Here is a 20,423-nt window from a genome sequence, read left to right as displayed (position 1 = left end):
GAGGACACACCATGACGAACAGCAATGACACCACACCAGCCAGCGGAGCCCAGGGGCTCACCCCGGCCGAAGTGGAAGAGAGGCTCATCGACACGGTGACGGCCTCGTTCGCAGGCTGCACCGACGAACGACTCACCCAGCTCATGACCTCCCTGGTCAAACACCTGCACGGCTTCATCAGGGACGTGCGACTGACCGAGGCCGAATGGACCGCCACGATCGAGTTCCTCACGAAGGTCGGGGACATCACGGATGACCAGCGACAGGAGTTCATCCTCCTCTCCGACGTCCTCGGCGCCTCCATGCAGACGATCAATGTGAGCAACCAGCCATACAAGAACGCCACCGAGGCGACTGTCTTCGGTCCCTTCTTCGTCGACGACGCACCACTGATCGACAATGGTGGCGACATCGCCGGGGGAGGGGCAGGCCAGCCCAGCTGGGTCGAAGGGGTCGTTCGCGACACCGAGGACAATCCGATTCCCGGAGCCCGCATCGAGGTGTGGGAGGCCGACGAGGAAGGACTCTACGACGTCCAACACGAGGACGACCGGGTCTATGGACGGGCACACCTGTTCGCCGAGGAGGACGGTTCGTTCCGCTTCTGGGGCCTGACTCCGACGCCGTACTCGATTCCAGACGACGGACCGGTCGGCCAGTTGCTTGCCGACACAGGGCGCTCGCCGATGCGGGCCAGCCACCTGCACTTCATGGTCACCGCACCCCAGATGCGCACCCTTATCACCCACATCTTCGTCGAGGGCGATGAGCTGCTGACCTCGGACACCGTCTTCGGAGTCAAAGAGTCACTTATCAAGAACTTCGAACAGCAATCCGCGGACACCCCCACTCCGGACGGTCGTGACCTGGCAGGCCAGACCTGGTCGCGGGCGCGCTTCGACATTGTGCTGGCACCTGACGGGGCCTGAAGCCGCCGGAATGTCGGCCTAACCGAACCACGATTCTTCGGCCTTGTCATACGTTCCGTCGTTCTTTACGATATGCAGCCAAGTGTTCACGTACTGGAGCATTTCCTCGTCGCCGAAGCGCACGGCATAGCCCTGCTCGCTGAAGGACAACGGCTTGCCGGGATTGACTGCGCACAGTTCCTTCTCGGTGTGCGCGACCCATTTCGTCTCCGGTGCATCCGTGACCATGACGTCTGCGTCTCCAGCGATGATCTGGTCGAAGATCGTGTTGTTGTCGTCCCACTTGATGACGTTGGCATCGGGGAAGTTGTCCTCGGCGAAATCTTCATTGGTGCCGCCTACAGGTGTGATGACGTCGACCGCTTCATCATTGATCTTCTTCACCGAGTCGTATCTGCTCTTGTTCTCACACAGGGTGATCGGGGTCTTCCCGTCCTGAACAGTCGCATCTGACATGTAGAGCTGTGAAGCTCGCTCAGTGCATTGAAAAGCCAGTGATGGTCTGAGCGATCGGTTTTCGGTCAGTCATGTTCTCGTCTTCCTCGTCGGGAACGCCTCTTGCAGGACGAGGCAGCCTTGTTGGAATCCTAGCCCGAAGAGGGAAGCCAGCCGTGGACATGCACCCGTGTCGACATTGCGCCAGCACCTGAATGGGCCTGAGTACCCCGATGCACTGGTGTCGATCTTCGGCATCGGACATGATGAGGATATGACTGACGCAAACAGGAGCGCCCACACAGACACAGCGATGATGAAGGCCATGAGTCAGACCGAATTCGGTGGACCCGAGGTTCTTCACCAGGTGGAGCTGCCCAAGCCGAAACCGGGGCCCAGCCAGATCCTCATCGAGGTCAAAGCCTCAGGCGTGAATCCCACGGATTGGAAGCACCGCAGCGGCCCCCGCTTCCTCCCCGACCCACCATTCGTCCTCGGCTGGGACGTGTCAGGGGTCGTTGAACAGGTGGGTGTCGGAGTGACTCTCTTCAAGCCCGGCGATGAGGTCTTCGGGATGTTGCCCTATCCCTTCGGCGTCGGTGCGCACGCCGAATACGCGGTGGGTCCGACACGAGCCTTCGTACCGAAGCCGGGCACCGTCGACCATGTGCAGGCGGGAGCCATCCCACTCGTGGCGCTGACCGCGTGGCAGTCCCTGGTCGACACTGCGAAGATCGCTGCGGGCGACCGGGTTCTCGTCCATGCCGCGGCCGGCGGAGTGGGGCACGTGGCGGTGCAGATCGCGAAGGCGCGTGGAGCATATGTGATCGGAACAGCGAGTGCGCCGAAGCACGATTTCGTCCGCGGCCTGGGTGCTGACGAGATGATCGACTATCGCGAGGAGGACTTCGTCGAGGCGGCTCGCGATATCGACATCGCCTTTGACACCATCGGCGGTGACTACCAGCTGCGTTCTCTTCGGACTCTCAAGCCAGGTGGAATCATGGTGTCGACGGTTCCTGTCCCGGCCAAGGGCCTCTTCGAGGAGGCCGAGGCCCTGGGAGTCAGGGGTGAGACCATCCTTGTCGAAGCCGATCAGGCGGGCATGCTCGAAATCGCTGCTCTTGTCGAGACCGGACAGCTGCGGGCTACGATCGCAGACACGTTCGCACTGACCGATGCCGCGAAAGCTCATGAGGCAGGCGAGACCAACGCGACGACTGGCAAACTGGTGCTGACCATGGAGTGAGCCAGGAGGTGACCCCCTCTGCGCGATGTTCAGCTTTGATTCCGGCCATGCACTCCGAGCTCGTTGATCCAGATCCACCCCTCGGGCAGGGGCGCCCATGCAGCCACATCGCGTCTGGCCTTCGAGCTGTCCGCGAGGACAACGACTTGCCGGGCGCGTTCGGCGATGAGCTCCTTCGTCCGGGCCTCGTCGAGGGTCGGTTCGCCGAGTCCCTTGGCAGGATCCACCGCGTCGGCACCGAGGAAGGCGGCATCGACGTGGAGTCGGCTGAGCGCATGGTCGCTCAGCGCACCCGTCGTCCCATGGGACATCGTCGAGACCTCACCGCCGACCATGATGACCTTCGGTCCCATGGGGTGGGCAAGAGCCAGCGCAATCTCGAGCCCGCGCGTGATGATGGTGAGATCACGACGATCGCGGATGCGCTCGGCCAAACGCACCGTCGTCGACCCCGCGTCGAGGAAAACCGTGCGCACAGTCCCCTCGCCGAGGTGGTTCATCGCGGCCGCGGCAATCGCATCCTTGGCCTCGGCGTTGGCCTCCATCCGCTGTCCCAGCGGAGGTTCGACATAGCCGGCGGCAGTGGCTCCGCCGATGGTGCGGATGACCTCCCCGGTCTCCGACATCTCGCGCAGGTCGCGACGGATCGTCGACTCTGAGGTCTCCAGCTCGTCGGCCAGCCGGGAGATTGTCCACGAACCGGTCTTGAGAAGAGACAGGATGTCCTCTCGACGTTTCTGTGTGCCCGTGCGAATGGCCATGGTGAAAATCCTACTTCGGCAGGTACTGGTTACTTGGGCAGATATTCCGCGCGGATGCCGTCGACGAACGGTGCGTAGCCGATCGCTGCAGTGTAGGCCGAGCGCATGGTGCCGGCATCGGCGATGCCCTGACCGGCGATGTCGAAGGCCGTGCCGTGATCGACCGAGGTGCGCAGGATCGGCAGGCCCACGGTCACGGAGATCGTGCCGTCGAAGTCGAAGGTCTTCGAGGCGATGTGACCCTGGTCGTGGTACTGGGAGAGGATTCCGTCGAAGCGGCCGGACAAGCCCTGGTGGAAGACCGAGTCCGCTGGAATCGGACCGGTCACCTCGAGACCGGAGTCGACGACGCGCTCAACGGCGGGACGCAGAATCTCGATCTCCTCGTCACCGAAGGCACCATTCTCACCACCGTGCGGATTGAGCGCGGCGACGGCCAGCCTCGGCGAGGCCACACCGTAGAGCTGCAGGGCCCGGTGGGCGCGTTCGATGGAATCGACCTGGGTGTCGATCGTCAGCGCGTCGATGGCCTTGCGCAGCGACATGTGGCGGGTGGCGAAGAAGATCTGCAGCTTGTGTTCGGGGACCTTCGTGTTCTCGACGACGAACATCGTGTCCTGCTTGGTCACGCCGGTGAGCTCGCCGAGCATCTCCGTGTGGCCCAGGTGCTTCGACCCGGACTTCCACACGGCTTCCTTGTTGATGGGGCCGGTGACGATGCCGGCGATCTCACGATTCATCGCGGCCTTTGTGGCGACCTCGATCGCGGTCACTGCGGCCTGACCTGCGCGAGCATCGACGACTCCCCATTCCGGCAGATCATCGCCGAGCACGCCGATGTCGAAGACGTCGATGACGCCCTGACCTGGAGCGGGTGTCGACCAGTCGGTGATGGTTCTCAGTTCCACGTCGAGTCCCAGGACGTCGACGGCGCGTTTCATCACGGCCAGATCGGCTACTGCGACACCGTGTTGGTCCTCGCGGCCGGCGAATTCGGCGAGCACGGTCGCGGTGATCTCGGGGCCGATGCCCACAGGGTCGCCCACGGTCATGGCGAGTACGGGTGCGGTCATGTCAGTCTCCTTGTGTGGTTTCATCTGTGAAATGTCATCCTTGTCCGACGCGAGAGGTCGCCATGAGGTAGTCGAGGCACTTGGCAGCCGTACCCGAGTCCCCGATGAGTCCGCCTTTCGTCACGATCGGCAGACCGTCTGCGCTTCCTCCGACGAGGCGACCGCCCACGGCCAGTGGGACGATCTCCTTCTCGATCTCCATGCCGACTGCGCCCACGGCTCTCATCACCATGGCCGTGACATCGCCTCCAGTCGTATAGAGACCCGTGATCACGAGGGAGCTCATGACAGCGGCCGCAATCATGGCCAGTCGCTTCGTCGTCACCTCCGATTGCTCATTGCTGAGATCGAGCAGATCACCGGGCTCGAGTACGGTGGCGATGATGATCGCTCGTGCCGAGGTGACCTCCTCGACCCGTTTGAGCGTGGCGTCGACATCGGGGAGGTTCTCCTCATCGAGGATGGTGCGGATCAAGGCGATCGTCGGATCCTCGGCGAGCTTGGCCAGCTGGGCTCGTGTCACCTCAGTGGCCGATCCCGAGATTCCGAGGATGGCACCGGCGGGACGAGTCGGCAGTAGGGACAGTGCGAGGGCGAGGCTGCCGGGACCGGGGTCGACGGTCACCCAGTCGAGGATCTCGCCGTTGTGCAGACCGGCCCGTGCACGGGCGCCGAAGCTGTCCGCCCCGGTGGTGTCTTCTGCGATTTCTCTCGTGACCGAAGCGACGACAGATCCGACAAGTCTGACGTGGTCCTCAGTCAGGGCATCGGCGATGATGATGTCAGCCCCATTGGAGATTGCATCGAGGACCTCGGATCGAATCGCCCAGTGCCCGGACAGCACCGTCGAGATCTCGATGAGGTGAGCATCGAGATCGGTGCCGGTTCGCAGGATCGCGTCGACATCGGACGTGTGCATAGGGGAGCGGACATCGTGTTTGAGTTCAGTGTGCTCGAGCAGTCGGCCCTCAAGCAGCTGTTGGCCCTGGACGGTGGTTCGACCCGCTGTGGGAAACGCAGGAACGCAGAGACCCATGACCCGCTTCTTCTGTCCTCCGCGTCCAGCGGCCGCTTCGGCTGCCCTTCTGCGAGCGTTGAGCGCCGCCTGGGCAGAAGGGCCGACATTGCCTCGCAGCGTTGTATCGATGCGGCAGGCAACGAGGTCTATGTCGCTGGTGATGCCGATCAGCGATTCGGTGAGCTCGGCGGCCTTCTCCGGCGGCAGATGCCGGGAGTCGGCGTTGAGCACGACTGCGTCGTAGTCGTCGAGGAGGTCATCGAGGTTGACCGTCTCGGACCGACTCGTCCCGGTCACGGTGATGGTCCGCAGACCCGCCTCGGCGAAGAGAGCACCGCAGGCGTTGCCGCCGGTGAGGTCGTCGGCGACGATGAGAATACGAGGGCTGCGCTGGCTCATACGATCAAGTCGAGCACGAACAGCAGCGGAATGGAACCGGCCCACACGGCGGTGGTGATGCCCGACCAGCCCTTGATGGCGTTGATGCCGTCGAGGCCGGTGAAGCGGGTGACGACCCAGAAGTAGGAATCGTTGAAGTAGGAGAAGACCATCGAGCCGGCGGTGCAGGCCATGACCGCGACCAGTGGGCTCAGACCCAGCGGAGCGATGAGTGGGGCGGTGACCGAGGCCGCGGTGATCATCGCGACCGTGCCGGATCCCTGTGCGATGCGCACCAGGGAGGCGATGAGGAAGGGCACGAGGAAGGCCGGCAGGCTGATCGAGGCGATCGCCTCGGCCAGGGCATCACCGACGCCCGACTCGGTGAGCACCATGCCGAAGGCTCCACCGGCACCGGTGATGAGCAGAATGAGACCCGCCGAGGCAGCTGCATCGGCCAGCCAGTTCTGCACCTTATTGCGAGAGGTCACGCGGGGAAGCAAGGTGTAGACGGCGAGGACGAGGCCGATCATCAGCGCGATGACCGGGTTGCCGAGGAACGCCAGCGGGGCGACCCAGGACGAAGGCTCGTAGGCGTCGCCGGAGAGTTCACCCTGATCGCTCTTGTCGATGGCCGTCGACACGGTGTTGGCGACGATGAGCAGCAGGGGAACGATGAGCGGGAGGAATCCGAGGAAGGCTCCGGGCTTCTTCGTCGAACCGGTTTCGCTGTTGACGGTGTCCGCGTCGTCACCAGAGCCTGCGGCGTCCGCGTTGTCATCAGTCGCGGTGGCAACTCCGCCGTGGCCGGCATCCTCGCTGCCGCTTTCGCGTGTCTCGCCTGTGGCATGTCCTTCCGCCGAGGTGGTCGTGACCGAGCCGTATACATCGTGCTTGACCGTTGCGTTGAGCACGGGTTCGAGCTTTGGTCCGATCCAACGGGCGTAGATGACGACGACCGGGAGGAGGAAAACGGTGAAGATGGCGCCGGTGAGGATGACGGCACCGATGTCGGCGCCGAGGATGCCTGTCGCGGCAAGCGGCCCTGGGGTCGGTGGGACCATGTGGTGGGTCAGCGTCATGCCGCAGCCCAGGGCGAGAGCGAGGGTGACGTAGCCGCCGCGCTTGACGCGGGCGATCGAGCGGGCCAGCGGGTTCATGATGACGTAGCCGGAGTCGCAGAAGACTGGGATGGACACGAGTGAACCCACTGTGCCCATGGCCCAAGGCTCGCGGCCCTTGCCGAAGGCGCTCAGGAAGGCGCGGGCCAGTGAGTCCGCGGCACCGGAGACCTCGAGGATCTTGCCGATTCCGACGCCCAGGCCGATGACGATGCCGATGCTGGCCAGTGTGTTGCCGAAACCGGTGGTGATGGCGTCGATGAGCGAGAGCAGGTCCTGACCGGCGACGATGCCGGTGACGACCGCTGCCGTGAGAAGCGCGATGAAGGCGTCGAGGCGGGTCGCTAAGACGATGACGACGATCGTCGCGATCCCGGCGATGAGCGCCAAGATGAGTTGCAGATCCATGAGATCCTCCGCAGTGAGGCCGACTCGGTCAGCGAGCCGGGATTGATCCGAGTCGACTCTCAGCGAAGCGGATGAGTCTGACACGAAGTTGAACAGCATGAGCAAGTATTGCCGATACATGCGCAACTATGCAACGTGTGCCGCAGCTTGAGGTACGAGGGCGGGTGCCCCATGGTTGGCCTTCTGTGTGACGACTTACACCTTCCGTTATACCCCCAAGGGGTATATGGTGTCGGTATGAGTACACAGCATGAGCATGAGAATCACAACGTTCACGCGGGGCATGATGGCCACATCAGTCATGGTGCTCACGCCGATCACATGAATCACGACAGCAGCCACGCCAGCCACGCAGGTCAAGGCGATCACACTGACCACACTGACCACACTGACCACGCGGGTCATGGCGACCATGTCGCGCAATTCCGGCGGCTGTTCTGGATCATGCTCGTCATCGCGATCCCGGTCATCGCCTTCAGCCCCATGTTCGGCCACCTCGTGGGCTATGCGGTTCCGGAGGCCGGCATCCTCGGCTGGCTGCGATGGCTCTCACCGATACTGGGCACGCTCATGTACTTCTGGGGCGGCAAGCCGTTCCTGACCGGCGGTCTCAGCGAGCTGAGGGATCGCAATCCGGGGATGATGCTCCTCATCGCACTGGCCATCACCGTCGCATTCCTCTCCTCCTGGGGTTCTGCACTTGGTCTCCTCGATGCCGAGCTCGACTTCTGGTGGGAGCTGGCACTGCTTGTCGTCATCATGCTGGCCGGGCACTGGCTGGAGATGCGTTCCCTGGCACAGACCACCTCGGCGCTGGACAGTTTGGCAGCGCTGCTGCCCGACGAGGCAGAGACGATCGTCGACGGCGAAACAGTGATGGTCGATCCAGCCGACCTCAGACTCGGCGACACTGTCGTCGTCCGCCCTGGTGCAGCGGTCCCCGCCGACGGTCGGGTCATTGACGGCTCGGCCAGCATGGACGAGTCCATGGTCACGGGAGAATCGACGACCGTTCGCCGCGCGGAAGGCGATACCGTCGTGGCGGGCACCGTCGCCACCGACTCCGGACTACGTCTGGAGATCACGGCCACCGGTGATGACACTGCGCTCGCCGGCATCCAGAAGCTGGTCTCCGAGGCACAGAACTCGACATCACGGGCCCAGCGCATCGCCGACAAGGCTTCGGCTTGGCTGTTCTGGTTCGCTCTCGGAGTCGCCGTGGTCACCGCGAGCGTGTGGTCCCTAGTAGGTATGCCGGACTCGGCGGTCGTGCGCACTATCACCGTCCTCGTCATCGCCTGTCCCCACGCTTTGGGCCTGGCTATCCCGCTCGTCGTGTCCATCGCCACGGAGCGGGCAGCCCGCGGCGGCGTCCTCGTCAAGGACAGGCTGGCGCTGGAGACGATGCGCACAGTCGATTCGGTGCTCTTCGACAAGACCGGCACTCTGACCAAGGGTGAGCCGACAGTCACCGCGATTGAGGTCACGACCGAGAACCGCACCGAGGATGAGATCCTTGCGCTCGCCGCGGCTGCAGAGACGGACAGCGAGCACCCCTTGGCGCGTGCGATCGTTCGCGCTGCCCGGAATCGTGGTCTCGATGTCCCGGTGGGCGCGAATTTCTCGTCCTCTCCAGCGGTCGGGGTCAAGGCTCAGATCGATGGCGCCGAGGTGGCCGTGGGCGGGCCGAATCTGCTCAGTGAGCACGGTGTGGGCGAAGCCCCGATAACCGCGCAGTGGAGCAGGGAGGGTGCCATCATCCTCCACGTCATCGTTGATGGAAGCGTCATCGGCGCACTCAAACTCGCCGATGAGATCCGACCTGAATCTCGCGAAGCCGTCGATGCGCTGCACCGACGTGGTGCGCAGGTGGTCATGATCACCGGCGACGCCGAGGCGGTTGCCCAGGCCGTGGCTGCCGAACTCGGCATCGACCGCGTCTTCGCCGGGGTCCACCCTGCGGACAAGGCGGCCAAGGTCGCCGAGCTGCACGGAGAGGGCCGTAAGGTCGCGATGGTCGGTGACGGAGTCAATGATGCGCCGGCCTTGGCCGCCGCAGATGTCGGCATCGCCATTGGAGCAGGAACAGATGTGGCCATCGGCTCGGCCGGAGTCATCCTGGCCTCCGATGATCCCCGGTCCGTGTTGTCGGTCATCGAACTCTCACGGGCGACGTTCAGGAAGATGAAGCAGAACCTGTGGTGGGCCGCAGGCTACAACCTCATCTCAGTCCCGCTCGCTGCCGGTATTCTTGCGCCCATCGGCTTCGTGCTGCCGATGAGCGTGGGCGCGATCCTCATGTCGATCTCCACGATCGTCGTCGCGCTCAACGCCCAGCTGTTGCGCCGGCTGGATCTTCGCCCGGAGGCGTCGGCGTCGGGGGTCTGACAAGGCGGATGTGCAGAGTGACCCACCCGGCGCTGCCCTCCGATATGAGAGGACAGCGCCGGGCGCCTGTGCGTTGATGGTGCTACGTGGCTCGCTTTGGCAGGTTACCGCCTCAGTGCTTCGTCGACAGAGCTGCTGTCGGCGGCGACAGTGATCTGAGTTCCCCATGGGTCAGAGACCTGCACCGAACGACCGTCGTCGGCGAACTGCAGCTTGTGTGCGCTCAGTCGAGCAGCGAGTGCATCGAGGTCTTCGCGTCCGGGGACGGTGATCGCGACGTCGCCGAGGCCCAGGCTGGCTGCACGTGGTCCTGCACCCTGGCTGTTCCAGGTATTCATCGCAACGTGGTGGTGGTAGCCGCCGGCCGAGCCGAAGAGGACTCCTGGCATCGAGGAGAAGCTCGGCTCGAAGCCGAGTGCCTCCACGTAGAAGGAGCGTGCCGTGGGCACGTCGCCGACCTGCAGGTGGACGTGTCCGACTTTGCCGGGCTGCGTGGAAGTATTGGCCAGGACCTGGTCGTCGAGATGCTTGGCGAGGAAGTCGTTGGGGTCGAGGTAGATCGTGTCCATGCGGACTTCCCCGTCGGAAGTGTGCAGCCACTGCGAGCGATCGCGGTCGACATAGAGTTCGATGCCGTTGCCCTCGGGGTCGGTGAAATAGAAGGCCTCGCTGACGAGATGATCACTCGAGCCCACGAAGCGGGAGTTCGTGTTCTGTGCCGCGTGGGCGACCGTTGCTGCCAAGGAGGCCTGATCCTCGTAGAGGAAGGCGGTGTGGAAGAGGCCGGCTTGGCCCGGGTCGACTCCGGGCAGGTTGGGAGTCGAGACGAGCTTGACCATCGGAGTGTCGCCGCGGCCGAGCACCCGGTGGACCTCGTTTCCGCGGGAGACCTCTTCGATGGGCTCCATGGCAAGGGCATTCGAGTAGTAGGTCGACATGTTCTCGAGGTCGCCGACGCGCAGGGTGACGGCGTCCATGCCGGTGTCGACGTTGAGAGTGGTGTCGTTCACGCCCGGACGCACATGGGGGGATGTGGCATTGTCAGTGGCAGTCATGTCATCGTCCTTAAAGTGAGCCTCGATGGCGAAAGATAATTAAGATTTCAACTACTAGTGTACAGGGGCACAACTGAGAACCCAAGGCGAATATTCCCCGCGCTGTTTCGGTCGACTCCGATTCAGACGCTCGAGCGACACATCAGTACGGCGTGATAGGACTGAATGAACTGCTGATCACGGATGCCGAAGTCCTCCGTGGCCGACTTCAAAGGAGATGATGGCATGAATGGCGCCGAGAGCCTGCTGGAGACGCTGGGTCACAACGGAATCGAGGTCTGCTTCGCCAACCCTGGCACCTCGGAGATGCACTTCGTAGCGGCTCTGGACCGACAGCCTCATGTCCGCGGTGTGCTCGGTCTCTTCGAGGGTGTCGTCACGGGGGCTGCCGATGGCTACTCGCGGATGCTCGACAAGCCCGCGGCCACCCTGCTGCATTTGGGTCCAGGTGCCGCCAACGGTCTCTCCAGTCTTCACAATGCTCTGCGTGCCCGGGTCTCGATGGTCAACATCATCGGCGATCATGCCGGCTACCACCGAAGCCTCGACGCACCGCTGACCTCTGACATCGAAGGCGCACTGCGGCCCTTCAGCAACTGGGTGCGCACATCACCATCGGCGAACTCCATCGCCAAAGATGCCGCGGATGCCATCGGCTACAGCCTTTCAGGACAGATCAGCTCGCTCATCCTCCCTGCCGACACTGCGTGGAATAGTGCCGATGAGTACACGCAGCCACCGAACGCGATCGCGCTCACCCCTGCCTCAGCCAATCCGCCCGAGATCGAAGCCGCAGCGGTCCGACTGCGAGCTTCCGGCCCACGCACGGCCATCCTCCTCGGCGGGCGTGCCCTGCGCTCGTCGCAGCTGGAAGTGGCTGTCCAGATCGCTGAGGCGACCGGTGCGACGCTGCTGGCAGAGACCTTTGCCGCACGGACCGAACGAGGTGCCGGTCGGCCGATGGTGACGAAGATTCCGTATCCTGTTGAGCCATCGGTGGAGCTGCTGAAGGATTTCGACGCTGTCATCCTCGTCGATGCTAAGCCGCCTGTGGCCTTCTTCGCCTACCCTGACAAGCCAAGCGTGCTCACCGCTCCTGGCACCACCTTCTTCACTCTCAGCCCCATCGGTGCTCGCTCCTCGGAAGCACTTGATTCCCTACGAGAAGCAGTCGGTGTGGGGCCAAGCAACCGCAGGTCGATCCCGGCCGACGCTGCGCATTCGGCTGACAGTGAACTCGTCAGATTCGCCCACAGGGCCGATTTTGCCCCGGCGCCGATGCCCAATGGATCCATCACTGTGGGTAAGCTCGCTGCCTGGCTATCGAGAGCCATCCCCGAGAACGCGATCGTCCTCGACGAATCCATCACTACGGGCCGGGACTTCTACGCACAGACGGCCGGGTCACAACCCCACGACTACCTCGGCGGCACCGGCGGATCCATCGGCTGGGCACTTCCCGTCGGTGCTGGGGCTGCAGTCTCGAGTCCCGACCGGAAGGTCATCGTCTTAGAATCTGACGGTTCGGGAATGTACAACCCGCAGTCTCTGTGGACTTACGCGCGGGAGCAGCTCGACATCGTCGTCCTCATCTTCGCCAATCGGAAATATCAGATTCTGCGCAATGAGATGTCCAACGTCGGCGTCCCCGATTTCGGACCCAAAGCTGAATCTCTGCTCGACATCGGCAACCCCGCCATCGACTGGGTCTCCCTCTCCCACGGCATGGGCGTACCAGCGACACGAGTCGAGTCGATCGAAGATCTTGATCGCGACTTCCGTGCGGGCCTGGCTGATTCGGGACCGCGACTCATCGAAGTCCTCGTCTGATCTCACCTGAGCGATGTCAGCCGAAGGTGTCGCCTGCCTTCGACTCGTCAACAGCCTCATGTGAGCCATCGGGATTGAGATAGAGCTTCACTCCCTCGTGCATGGCAATGGGCTGGAGACGAGCCTCTGAGTGGTCCTCGGTGTAGCCGACCTTCTCTCCCTGACCGATGTTCACACTTGTGAATCGATTTGCCAGACGGCTGATCGGATTGGTGGATTTGTGTGACTTCTTCACTTCTGCGGTCATGATGTTTCGCCCCGATTCAACGCAGATTTCGTAGCTCCATTATAGTTCTGGCGGCTGTGAAAGCTCTTGGGATTCTGCTCGGAGTGAGCAATCGGCGACAGTGCCTCAGGAGCACCCGGAGTGCAGAGAACTGGCCGGATATCGATAGGGTGGAACCATGAAGTCTGTTCCTCATCTCGTCTCGACATTGACCGTGGCTTCTGCCCTTGCGCTCGGCGGCTGCAGCGCCAAAGAGGCCGACTCGAATGATATCGAGCCCGGACAGAGCGCCGAGGTGCCCACCAGCGACTTCGATAGCACCGAAGTGCTCGGCGACTTCCTTCGCAGCAGCATCGATGAGGTTAACGTGCACCGTGAGTCCGAGAGCAACCCGGACTTCGACCATGCAAGCGACGTCGACCGCCTGCACGTCGAGTTCCCCTCATCCGGACAGCCGAACACCGATAAGAAGGCCACCGCCGACGCGGTTCAAGGTGCAGGAAGCGCCGAGTTCGACTATGACATGCTCATGGTCACCGGCACTACCGATGAAGGCACCTGGTCATACATGTTCAGCACCGACACGGTGAAGGACCTGACCGAAAGCGGCGAGGCCGTCGAAGCGGATACGGTGTGGGACTCGGCTGACCAGGACTTCGACTCAGTGCATCGCTGAGACACAGCACGCGTGTCTGACCCCGCTCGGCCCGCAGGTCAGTGAGGCGATGACGGCCTGGGCGATGAGAACGCCGAGACGCGGATGGTTCTGTATGCGGCTGGGGTCTCTCCAAGGTGAGCGGGCGGCTATTTTTCGACGACGACCCCGTCAGGATCGGCGAACACCATTGCGCCGGGGCGAATTGTGGCTCCACCGATCTCGACAGTCACATCGAGCTCTCCCTCACCGGTCTTGGAACTCTTGCGAGGGTTGCTGGCCAGGGCTTTGATTCCCAAGCCCATGGACGACAGCGCCACTCGATCACGGACGGCTCCGTTGATGACGACGCCTGCCCAGCCGTTGCTCACGGCGAGCTCGGCGATCATGTCACCCATGAGTGCGGTCGCGATCGAACCGCCGCCGTCGATGATGAGCACGGCACCGTCGCCGGGTTGGGACAGTGTCGACTTTGCCAGTGCATTGTCCTGATAGCATCGCACGGTTCGAGCCGGACCGGAGAACGAGTCCTTGGCGCCGAAATCACCGAAGTTCAGGGCTATCGAATCCAGTTCTGGTCCTCGTTCGTCCCAGAGATCAGCGGTCGAGACTGTCATGGTGTTTTCCTCCAGGTAGGTGAGTCACGCAAATAGATCATTTGAGAAGACGTTCGTCATCGGATCCAGACTATGCGAATGCTCCGGCGCGAGCATAGAGTCCGGGCACTCCACCCGAATGAATGAAGACCACGTTGTCATCGGACTCGAACCGCCCCTGGCGGACCAGGTCGATGAGGCCGGCCGCGGCTTTCCCTGTATAGACCGGATCAAGCAGGATGCCTTGGGTCTGAGCAAAGAGCCGCACGGCTTCGACCATCTCCGGCGTCGGCAGCGCATACCCGGTGCCGAAGTAGTCGCCCAGGCCGAGACTGCGATCGCGGGGGACTAATGGGAGGTGAAGGAACGAGGCCACCTCGTCGACGAGGTTCACGATCTTCGGCTCTTGGTCCTCCTGCGTGCGACTGACATTGATACCGACCACGGGAATCAGACTGCCTGCGGCGTGCAGGCCTGCGACGAGTCCGGCTTGCATTCCAGCAGATCCGCTCGGGGCCACGATCGACGATACGTCCAGGCCCACCTCGGCGAACTGGGCAAGCAGCTCCTGTGCACAATCGACATAGCCCAGGGCACCGATGACGTTCGAGCCGCCGACCGGGATGACATAGGGATTGCGCCCCTGAGCCTCGAGCTCGCCGGCCAGCTCGGTGGCACGAGCAATGAGGTCGCTGCCATTGGGGTGAACCTCGGTCGAATCCGCGCCGAGGAGGTCGAAGAGCAGAAAATTGCCCGTGTGCTCCGGTGGATTGCCACCGGCATCTGCTGGGATCGGAGCGCCGTCGGAGCCGAGATCCTCTTCGAGGACCAGGTGACATTCGAGCCCCTCACGCCTGGCTGCCGAGAGCGTGAGTCGACAGTGATTGGACTGCACCCCGCCCGCGGTGACGAGGGTGTCAGCCCCTTGTGCCAGAGCATCGGCGATGAGGAACTCGAGCTTACGAGTCTTGTTCCCACCTTGGGTCAGACCCAGCTGGTCATCACGTTTGATCCAGATCTGCGGCCCGCCCAACTGCGTGCTCAGGCGCTCGAGATGTTCAAGCGCGGTGGGTCCGTTGGTGTACCGGCGGCGGGGCAATGTGTTCAGGTCAACCATGGTTCCCGAGTGTACTTGCCACCCGCTTTCGGCTGGTTCAGTGAGACGGCTGGGTGCGGTCCTTGAACTGAACGTGGTGAACCGCCGGGTGCAGGCCATGTGTCGCGGCTTCATTGTCGACGCCGAAGGTCAGAAGTTCTCCGGTGACCTTGTTCTTGTAGACCACGGAGGACGATTCGGCGGCTCCGTCAGCGGCAATGCGATCCCACGAAGCCGCATGCTCGTCACCATGCTCTGACAAGGCTTCGACGACGCCGGGTGTGGCGTATTCATTGACTTCCTCGTCGGAGCCGACACCCCACGCCTTCACGAGCGCATCCGCGTAGCCGGACGCATTCCTCGGGTGGCCATCGCTGTGCGCATCGCTGGCAACATTGACTTCGGCGCCGTACCCGGAATCTGCTGTGGAGTTCGTTGCAGCCAGCGCGGATCCGCCGGTGAGCGCAACTCCCGCAAAGCCGGCGATCGCGGCGACTGACAGTGCTGCTGCTCGATTGCGAAAGGTGGTGTTCATAGCGTCCTTGCCTCCTGCTGTGACGGTCAGTGCGCGTGGCCGTCAGTGATATGTCATCGATCCCGCTGATTATCGTCATTGCAGGTGAGCGACGAACAACGGTCCCTGAGAAAACTCTCAGTGACTGTTGCAGTTCTGCGAACTTCACGTTGCGATGGAGTCGCAACTTTGAGATATTCGCATGAAACCTTGTGGAAAAGCCGCATGAAGGCACCGACAAGGAACCTTTTAGGCAAGATGTCGAAATAGGATCGTGATCAAGAATTCTTGGGGGAGGCCACCTCGGCGGGGAAGATCTCCGAATCATCCGCCCTGTCCATCCAGTCCTTCCCGTCGAGCACGCGGGCGACCATCATTGAACTGGCCTGGTCGCCGACCGCGTTGACGGTGGTGGCCGGGGGATCGATGACGGTGCCGATGATCTGGATGATGGGCAGGGCCGCGGCGGGGAAGCCGTAGAGGGTGATGATCATCAGCTCGCCGATGAATCCGCCCGAGGGGATGCCTGCCATGACCATGCCGGCCAGCAGTGCCACGGCGATGCCGATGAGGATGTTGCCGGGGGTGAAGAAGTCGCGGCCGAAGACAGCGAAGAGGAAGGCGATCTTGAGGATCGCGGACAGGCTCGAGCCCTCCATGTGGATCGTCGCCCCGATCGGAACGATCGTCTCCCGGATATCGCGAGGCACGCCGATGCGTTTTCCGGCTCGCAGATTGGCCGGGATCGCCGCCACAGAGGAGGAGGTGCCCAAAGAGATCGCCGTCGGTTCGATGATGTTCGACCAGAACGCGGTGACGCCGCGTCGGCCGCCTGCGAGGAATGCATAGAGCGTGAAGGCGAGAATGAAGTAGCCGATCGCCACTGGGTAGTAGACGAGGAAGGCGCGGACGTAATCGCCGACCAGCTGTGCCCCGAGCTCACCGATGAGGGCCGCGAAGTAGGCACCCAGGCCGACCGGGGCGTAGTACATGATGATCGAGGTGAATTTGAGGAAGACCTCGGAGCCGGAATGGAGGAACTGAGCGAACGGTTTGCCTGCCGGACCGATCTTGGACGTGGCGATGCCGACGATGACGGCGAAGACGATGAGGGCCAGCATGTGCTCGGCGGAGAGGATCTTCGAGAAGTCATCGACGACGAAGGTCGACACGAGCTCATCGCCGATCGACCCGACCTCTTCCACGTCCTGGGGTTGGTTCATCTCGACCTGGACTCCCTCGGTGGCCTTGGTGATCCACAGGGCGGCGATCATCACGATGGAGGCGATGACGCCGGTGACGGCGAAGATGCCGAGCATGCTGCCCAGGATCTTGCCCAGCCTCGTGGCAGAGGACATGCCCGCCACCGACGAGGAGATGGAGAAGAAGACCAGCGGCACGACGAGGGTGAACATCATGTTGATGAACAAGGTGCCGAAGGGTTTGATGACCGTGGCCTTCTCGCCGAAGAACAGCCCGATGACCGCTCCGATGACGACGCCGGTGAGGATGAATAGCGGGAACCGATAGTTGCGTAGGACCTGCCCGAATTTCGATGAAGTCTTGGGTGTTGTCTCGGCGGTTGGAGTACCTGAAGCGGATGCCATGACTCGACGACCTTTCCGGGAATATTGGGGTGTTCTGAGGGCAAGATGAACTGTTCTGGAAAGCCTAAGGGATTGAGCGGATGCAGGTTGAGGCATCCTCCACTATGAGAGTGGCGATCGAATTTCTCTCTGCTTAACGATCAATTAGTTTAGACTGAGTTTCGTGAAAGATCAGAACCTGGACAATGCTGTCCCACCTGCCTCCACCGACTCCCTGCTTTCGTCAGCAGACATCGAGTTCCTCCTCTACGACTGGCTGCGCGTCGACGAGCTCTGTGAGCGTGAACGATTTGCCGGGCACTCCCGTGAAACCTTCGACTCGGTACTGGCTGCCAGTGAGGAACTGGCCAAGGAGCACTTCGCACCGCATGCGAGGAAGTCCGATCTCAACGAACCGACCTTCGACGGTGAGAGCGTCACCCTCATCCCCGAGATCAAGACCGCACTGGACCGATTCGCCGACGTCGGCTTGCTCTCGGCGACCATGGACGAGAAGGTCGGTGGCATCCAGCTGCCCCAGACCGTGGCCACGGCCTGCTTCACCTGGTTCCAATCGGCCAATATCGCGACATCGAGCTACCCGATGCTGACCATGGCCAATGCGAGCCTGCTGCTCGAATACGGGACACAGGAGCAGATTGAGACCTTCGTCCTCCCCGAGATCGAGGGCCGGTTCTTCGGCACCATGTGCCTGTCCGAGCCCGAAATCGGCTCCTCACTCGGCGACGTCACCACACGAGCCGTTCCCGACCCAGATGGCACCGAAGGCAGCTACCGGGTGCACGGGACGAAGATGTGGATCTCCGGCGGCGACCACGAACTGTCCGAGAACATCGTTCACCTCGTCCTCGCCCGGGCCGACGGCGACGGGCCTGGAACCAAGGGGCTCAGCCTCTTCATCGTCCCCAAGCACCTCGTCAACGACGACGGCAGCCTCGGGCAGCGCAATGACGTCGTGCTCTCAGGCCTCAACCACAAGATGGGCTGGCGCGGGACCACGAACACGCTGCTCAACTTCGGGGAGGGCACGCACACACCACACGGTTCATCCGGTGCTATCGGCTACCTCGTCGGGGAGCGCGGCAAGGGCCTGTCCTACATGTTCCACATGATGAACTCGGCGCGCATCGGCGTCGGCGCCGGAGCCGTCGCACTCGGCTACCACGGTTACCTCGACGCACTGCGCTACGCCCGTGACCGTCGCCAGGGTCGCTCAGACGATGGTCGCGGCAAAGATTCCCCGCAGGTGCCGATCATCGAACACGCCGATGTCCGCCGCATGCTCCTGTCCTCGAAGAGCTACGTCGAAGGAGGCCTCGGCCTCATCCTCTACGCTGCCATGCTCCTCGACGAATCCGATACCGCAGACACCGAGGCCGACCGCGCACGCGCAGCCCTCCTCCTCGACGTGCTCACCCCGATCGTGAAGACCTGGCCAAGCGTGTGGGGTCTGAAAGCCAATGACCACGCGATTCAGGTCCTCGGCGGGGCCGGCTATACCCGCGACCACGCCGTCGAGCAGCTCTTCCGCGACAATCGACTCAACCCGATCCACGAAGGCACGCACGGCATCCAGGCCAAGGATCTCCTGGGCCGTAAAGTCATCATGCGTGGGGGAGAAGGGCTCACAGTGCTTCTGACGGAGATGAGATCCATCCTCGCCGAGGCGGGCGCTTCGGCCTCGTGGAAGGCCGAATCCGCCGCGTTGGGGGAAGCCATCGACCGCATCGAGGCCGCTACCGCCGCCGTGTGGAAGTCCGGTGATCCCGTTCATGCGCTGGAGAATGCGTGGACCTACCTCGAATCGGTCGGGCACACGGTCATCGCCTGGCTCTGGCTGCAACAGGGCATGGCCGCCGAGGCCGCCGCGCACTCGCGTGGTGACTCGAGGCTGCTGAGTGGCAAGATCGCTGCCGCCCGATACTTCTTCGTACACGAACTGCCGCAGACCGGACCATGGTTCGACCTCGTGGAAAGCGGCCCGTCGACGTTCACGAGCCTGGACGACAGGTGCCTGTGAAGAAGTGAAGCTGCTCCGACTTTCACCGAGAGCATCCCCTTGTTACGGTGGCGGAACAAGCGGAATGGTCCTGTCGTTCCCCTCAGAATCAGTTCCGGAGCGACGAGGCTTCCGCACTATCCGAGGAAGGAAGCACGATGACAGTACTCTCACCGTCGACAACCACGGATCTCTACCCCACTCGCACCGGGGAGACCACTGAAGTCCTTGACCGCAGAGGTCCGATCACCTTCGGCTCGGCCGAGCAGGGCCCCCTCGATGCGAAGTCGCTGCAGCACTACGACGATAAGGGCTATCTCACGATCGACGAGCTCATCACCCCTGAAGAACTCGAGGCGTTCCGGGCCGAGCTGCACCGCCTCGCCAACGACCCGAAGGTCAAGGACGATGACGCCACCATCGTCGAGGCGAAGTCCAACGAAGTCAGATCGATCTTCGACATCCACCGCAGCAATGAGATCTTTCGCAAGATCGCCAATGATCCCCGGGTCATCGCCCGCGCGGAGCAGCTGCTGGGTTCCGAGGTCTACATCCACCAGAGCCGCATCAACTACAAGCCCGGGTTCGTCGGCAAGGAGTTCTCCTGGCACTCCGACTTCGAAACCTGGCACGCTGAGGACGGCATGCCCGAGCCACGTGCAGTGAGCCTGTCATTGTCGCTGACTGACAACTACTCGTTCAACGGGCCGCTGATGATCATGCCCGGTTCGCATCATCGCTACATCAGCTGTGTCGGCGGCACCCCGGAGGACAATTACAAGAAGTCACTGGTCATGCAGGGTGCAGGCACTCCCGATCCGCAGACGCTGACTGACTTCGCCGATGACTACGGCATCGATGTTCTTGAGGGACCTGCCGGTGGTGCGGTGATGTTCGACTCCAACTGCATGCACGCCTCGAACGGCAACGTCACGCCGTATTCGAGGTCGAACATCTTCATCGTCTACAACTCGGTGGAGAACACGTGTGTCGCACCGTTCGCCGCATCGAAGCCGCGGCCGGAGTTCGCTGGCAGCACGGACTTCACTCCGGCTGGTTCCTAAGAGGTGAAGCCCCGCCCCGGG

At 62.7% G+C, this 20,423-nt stretch carries 18 protein-coding genes; 7 read left to right on the top strand and 11 right to left on the bottom strand.

Features of this window, described 5'->3' with window-relative positions; genetic code table 11:
• The first annotated feature begins 11 nt into the window (after window positions 1–11).
• Complete coding sequence (locus tag ACE03M_RS12410) at window positions 12–929, top strand: dioxygenase family protein (RefSeq protein WP_485934188.1); 918 nt, start codon at window positions 12–14, stop codon at window positions 927–929.
• Between the two features lie 18 nt (window positions 930–947).
• On the opposite strand, the gene ACE03M_RS12405 is transcribed toward ACE03M_RS12410, so the two are convergent.
• Entirely contained in the window at window positions 948–1,385 is a 438-nt protein-coding gene (locus ACE03M_RS12405) for a type 2 periplasmic-binding domain-containing protein (RefSeq protein ID WP_485934186.1), read from the bottom strand.
• Window positions 1,386–1,638: 253 nt separating this feature from the next.
• On the opposite strand from ACE03M_RS12405, the gene ACE03M_RS12400 reads away from it, so the two are divergent.
• Window positions 1,639–2,613, top strand: coding sequence for an NADP-dependent oxidoreductase (locus ACE03M_RS12400; protein WP_485934185.1), 975 nt, complete (start codon window positions 1,639–1,641; stop codon window positions 2,611–2,613).
• A gap of 29 nt (window positions 2,614–2,642) precedes the next feature.
• On the opposite strand, the gene ACE03M_RS12395 is transcribed toward ACE03M_RS12400, so the two are convergent.
• The 4 genes from ACE03M_RS12395 to ACE03M_RS12380 are packed head-to-tail and all read right to left on the bottom strand — an operon-like array spanning window position 2,643 to window position 7,372.
• Window positions 2,643–3,374, bottom strand: coding sequence for a DeoR/GlpR family DNA-binding transcription regulator (locus tag ACE03M_RS12395; protein WP_485934183.1), 732 nt, complete (start codon window positions 3,372–3,374; stop codon window positions 2,643–2,645).
• 29 nt (window positions 3,375–3,403) lie between these two features.
• Window positions 3,404–4,447, bottom strand: coding sequence for a 4-hydroxythreonine-4-phosphate dehydrogenase PdxA (gene pdxA / locus ACE03M_RS12390; RefSeq protein WP_485934182.1), 1,044 nt, complete (start codon window positions 4,445–4,447; stop codon window positions 3,404–3,406).
• A gap of 34 nt (window positions 4,448–4,481) precedes the next feature.
• Window positions 4,482–5,864, bottom strand: a complete 1,383-nt coding sequence (locus tag ACE03M_RS12385; protein ID WP_485934181.1) for a four-carbon acid sugar kinase family protein — start codon at window positions 5,862–5,864, stop codon at window positions 4,482–4,484.
• On the bottom strand, window positions 5,861–7,372 hold the full coding sequence (locus tag ACE03M_RS12380) for a GntP family permease (protein ID WP_485934180.1): 1,512 nt from the start codon (window positions 7,370–7,372) through the stop codon (window positions 5,861–5,863). Before ACE03M_RS12380 ends, ACE03M_RS12385 begins: the two co-directional genes overlap by 4 nt.
• Before the next feature lie 237 nt (window positions 7,373–7,609).
• On the opposite strand from ACE03M_RS12380, the gene ACE03M_RS12375 reads away from it, so the two are divergent.
• Window positions 7,610–9,760 (top strand): heavy metal translocating P-type ATPase, encoded by a 2,151-nt coding sequence (locus ACE03M_RS12375; RefSeq protein ID WP_485934178.1) that lies wholly within the window; start codon window positions 7,610–7,612, stop codon window positions 9,758–9,760.
• Between the two features lie 104 nt (window positions 9,761–9,864).
• Here ACE03M_RS12375 and ACE03M_RS12370 read toward each other — a convergent pair whose 3' ends face one another.
• Window positions 9,865–10,815, bottom strand: a complete 951-nt coding sequence (locus tag ACE03M_RS12370; protein ID WP_485934177.1) for a VOC family protein — start codon at window positions 10,813–10,815, stop codon at window positions 9,865–9,867.
• Between the two features lie 225 nt (window positions 10,816–11,040).
• Here ACE03M_RS12370 and ACE03M_RS12365 point away from each other — a divergent pair, with 225 nt between their 5' ends.
• Window positions 11,041–12,645 carry an acetolactate synthase large subunit gene (locus ACE03M_RS12365; RefSeq protein WP_485934176.1) on the top strand — a complete coding sequence of 535 codons (1,605 nt, stop codon included), beginning with the start codon at window positions 11,041–11,043 and terminating at the stop codon, window positions 12,643–12,645.
• Between the two features lie 16 nt (window positions 12,646–12,661).
• Here the strand turns inward: ACE03M_RS12365 and ACE03M_RS12360 are convergent, their stop codons facing one another.
• Window positions 12,662–12,892 (bottom strand): hypothetical protein, encoded by a 231-nt coding sequence (locus ACE03M_RS12360; RefSeq protein WP_143921110.1) that lies wholly within the window; start codon window positions 12,890–12,892, stop codon window positions 12,662–12,664.
• A gap of 157 nt (window positions 12,893–13,049) precedes the next feature.
• Here ACE03M_RS12360 and ACE03M_RS12355 point away from each other — a divergent pair, with 157 nt between their 5' ends.
• Window positions 13,050–13,547, top strand: a complete 498-nt coding sequence (locus tag ACE03M_RS12355; protein WP_485934174.1) for a hypothetical protein — start codon at window positions 13,050–13,052, stop codon at window positions 13,545–13,547.
• A 128-nt stretch (window positions 13,548–13,675) separates the two neighbouring features.
• Here ACE03M_RS12355 and rraA read toward each other — a convergent pair whose 3' ends face one another.
• From rraA to ACE03M_RS12335, 4 genes are all read right to left on the bottom strand, one after another.
• Window positions 13,676–14,143, bottom strand: a complete 468-nt coding sequence (gene rraA / locus ACE03M_RS12350; protein WP_485934173.1) for a ribonuclease E activity regulator RraA — start codon at window positions 14,141–14,143, stop codon at window positions 13,676–13,678.
• A 70-nt stretch (window positions 14,144–14,213) separates the two neighbouring features.
• Window positions 14,214–15,239, bottom strand: coding sequence for a D-cysteine desulfhydrase family protein (locus ACE03M_RS12345; RefSeq protein WP_143921113.1), 1,026 nt, complete (start codon window positions 15,237–15,239; stop codon window positions 14,214–14,216).
• Between the two features lie 37 nt (window positions 15,240–15,276).
• Window positions 15,277–15,753, bottom strand: a complete 477-nt coding sequence (locus ACE03M_RS12340; RefSeq protein WP_485934172.1) for a hypothetical protein — start codon at window positions 15,751–15,753, stop codon at window positions 15,277–15,279.
• Window positions 15,754–16,010: 257 nt separating this feature from the next.
• The gene (locus ACE03M_RS12335) at window positions 16,011–17,339 is read right to left on the bottom strand and encodes a dicarboxylate/amino acid:cation symporter (protein WP_485934171.1); all 1,329 of its coding nucleotides are present in this window, start codon (window positions 17,337–17,339) and stop codon (window positions 16,011–16,013) included.
• Between the two features lie 163 nt (window positions 17,340–17,502).
• On the opposite strand from ACE03M_RS12335, the gene ACE03M_RS12330 reads away from it, so the two are divergent.
• Together ACE03M_RS12330 and thpD are read left to right on the top strand one after the other, a co-directional pair.
• A complete protein-coding gene (locus ACE03M_RS12330; RefSeq protein WP_485934170.1) occupies window positions 17,503–19,359 on the top strand; it encodes an acyl-CoA dehydrogenase family protein in 1,857 nt (618 codons plus the stop codon).
• A 137-nt stretch (window positions 19,360–19,496) separates the two neighbouring features.
• The gene (gene thpD / locus ACE03M_RS12325) at window positions 19,497–20,402 is read left to right on the top strand and encodes an ectoine hydroxylase (RefSeq protein ID WP_485934169.1); all 906 of its coding nucleotides are present in this window, start codon (window positions 19,497–19,499) and stop codon (window positions 20,400–20,402) included.
• Window positions 20,403–20,423 lie beyond the last annotated feature (21 nt).

Source organism: Brevibacterium sp. AGC70, from assembly GCF_057334195.1.
The sequence above is the reverse complement of the archived record's forward strand: the minus strand, read 5'-3'. Positions and strand labels throughout refer to the sequence as shown.

Excerpts from the sequence above, each read along its gene's own strand:
- ACE03M_RS12410 (WP_485934188.1), top strand. The coding sequence starts at position 12 with ATGACGAACAGCAATGACACCACACCAGCCAGCGGAGCCCAGGGGCTC.
- ACE03M_RS12405 (WP_485934186.1), bottom strand. The coding sequence starts at position 1,385 with ATGTCAGATGCGACTGTTCAGGACGGGAAGACCCCGATCACCCTGTGT.
- ACE03M_RS12400 (WP_485934185.1), top strand. The coding sequence starts at position 1,639 with ATGACTGACGCAAACAGGAGCGCCCACACAGACACAGCGATGATGAAG.
- ACE03M_RS12395 (WP_485934183.1), bottom strand. The coding sequence starts at position 3,374 with ATGGCCATTCGCACGGGCACACAGAAACGTCGAGAGGACATCCTGTCT.
- pdxA (WP_485934182.1), bottom strand. The coding sequence starts at position 4,447 with ATGACCGCACCCGTACTCGCCATGACCGTGGGCGACCCTGTGGGCATC.
- ACE03M_RS12385 (WP_485934181.1), bottom strand. The coding sequence starts at position 5,864 with ATGAGCCAGCGCAGCCCTCGTATTCTCATCGTCGCCGACGACCTCACC.
- ACE03M_RS12380 (WP_485934180.1), bottom strand. The coding sequence starts at position 7,372 with ATGGATCTGCAACTCATCTTGGCGCTCATCGCCGGGATCGCGACGATC.
- ACE03M_RS12375 (WP_485934178.1), top strand. The coding sequence starts at position 7,610 with ATGAGTACACAGCATGAGCATGAGAATCACAACGTTCACGCGGGGCAT.
- ACE03M_RS12370 (WP_485934177.1), bottom strand. The coding sequence starts at position 10,815 with ATGACTGCCACTGACAATGCCACATCCCCCCATGTGCGTCCGGGCGTG.
- ACE03M_RS12365 (WP_485934176.1), top strand. The coding sequence starts at position 11,041 with ATGAATGGCGCCGAGAGCCTGCTGGAGACGCTGGGTCACAACGGAATC.
- ACE03M_RS12360 (WP_143921110.1), bottom strand. The coding sequence starts at position 12,892 with ATGACCGCAGAAGTGAAGAAGTCACACAAATCCACCAATCCGATCAGC.
- ACE03M_RS12355 (WP_485934174.1), top strand. The coding sequence starts at position 13,050 with ATGAAGTCTGTTCCTCATCTCGTCTCGACATTGACCGTGGCTTCTGCC.
- rraA (WP_485934173.1), bottom strand. The coding sequence starts at position 14,143 with ATGACAGTCTCGACCGCTGATCTCTGGGACGAACGAGGACCAGAACTG.
- ACE03M_RS12345 (WP_143921113.1), bottom strand. The coding sequence starts at position 15,239 with ATGGTTGACCTGAACACATTGCCCCGCCGCCGGTACACCAACGGACCC.
- ACE03M_RS12340 (WP_485934172.1), bottom strand. The coding sequence starts at position 15,753 with ATGAACACCACCTTTCGCAATCGAGCAGCAGCACTGTCAGTCGCCGCG.
- ACE03M_RS12335 (WP_485934171.1), bottom strand. The coding sequence starts at position 17,339 with ATGGCATCCGCTTCAGGTACTCCAACCGCCGAGACAACACCCAAGACT.
- thpD (WP_485934169.1), top strand. The coding sequence starts at position 19,497 with ATGACAGTACTCTCACCGTCGACAACCACGGATCTCTACCCCACTCGC.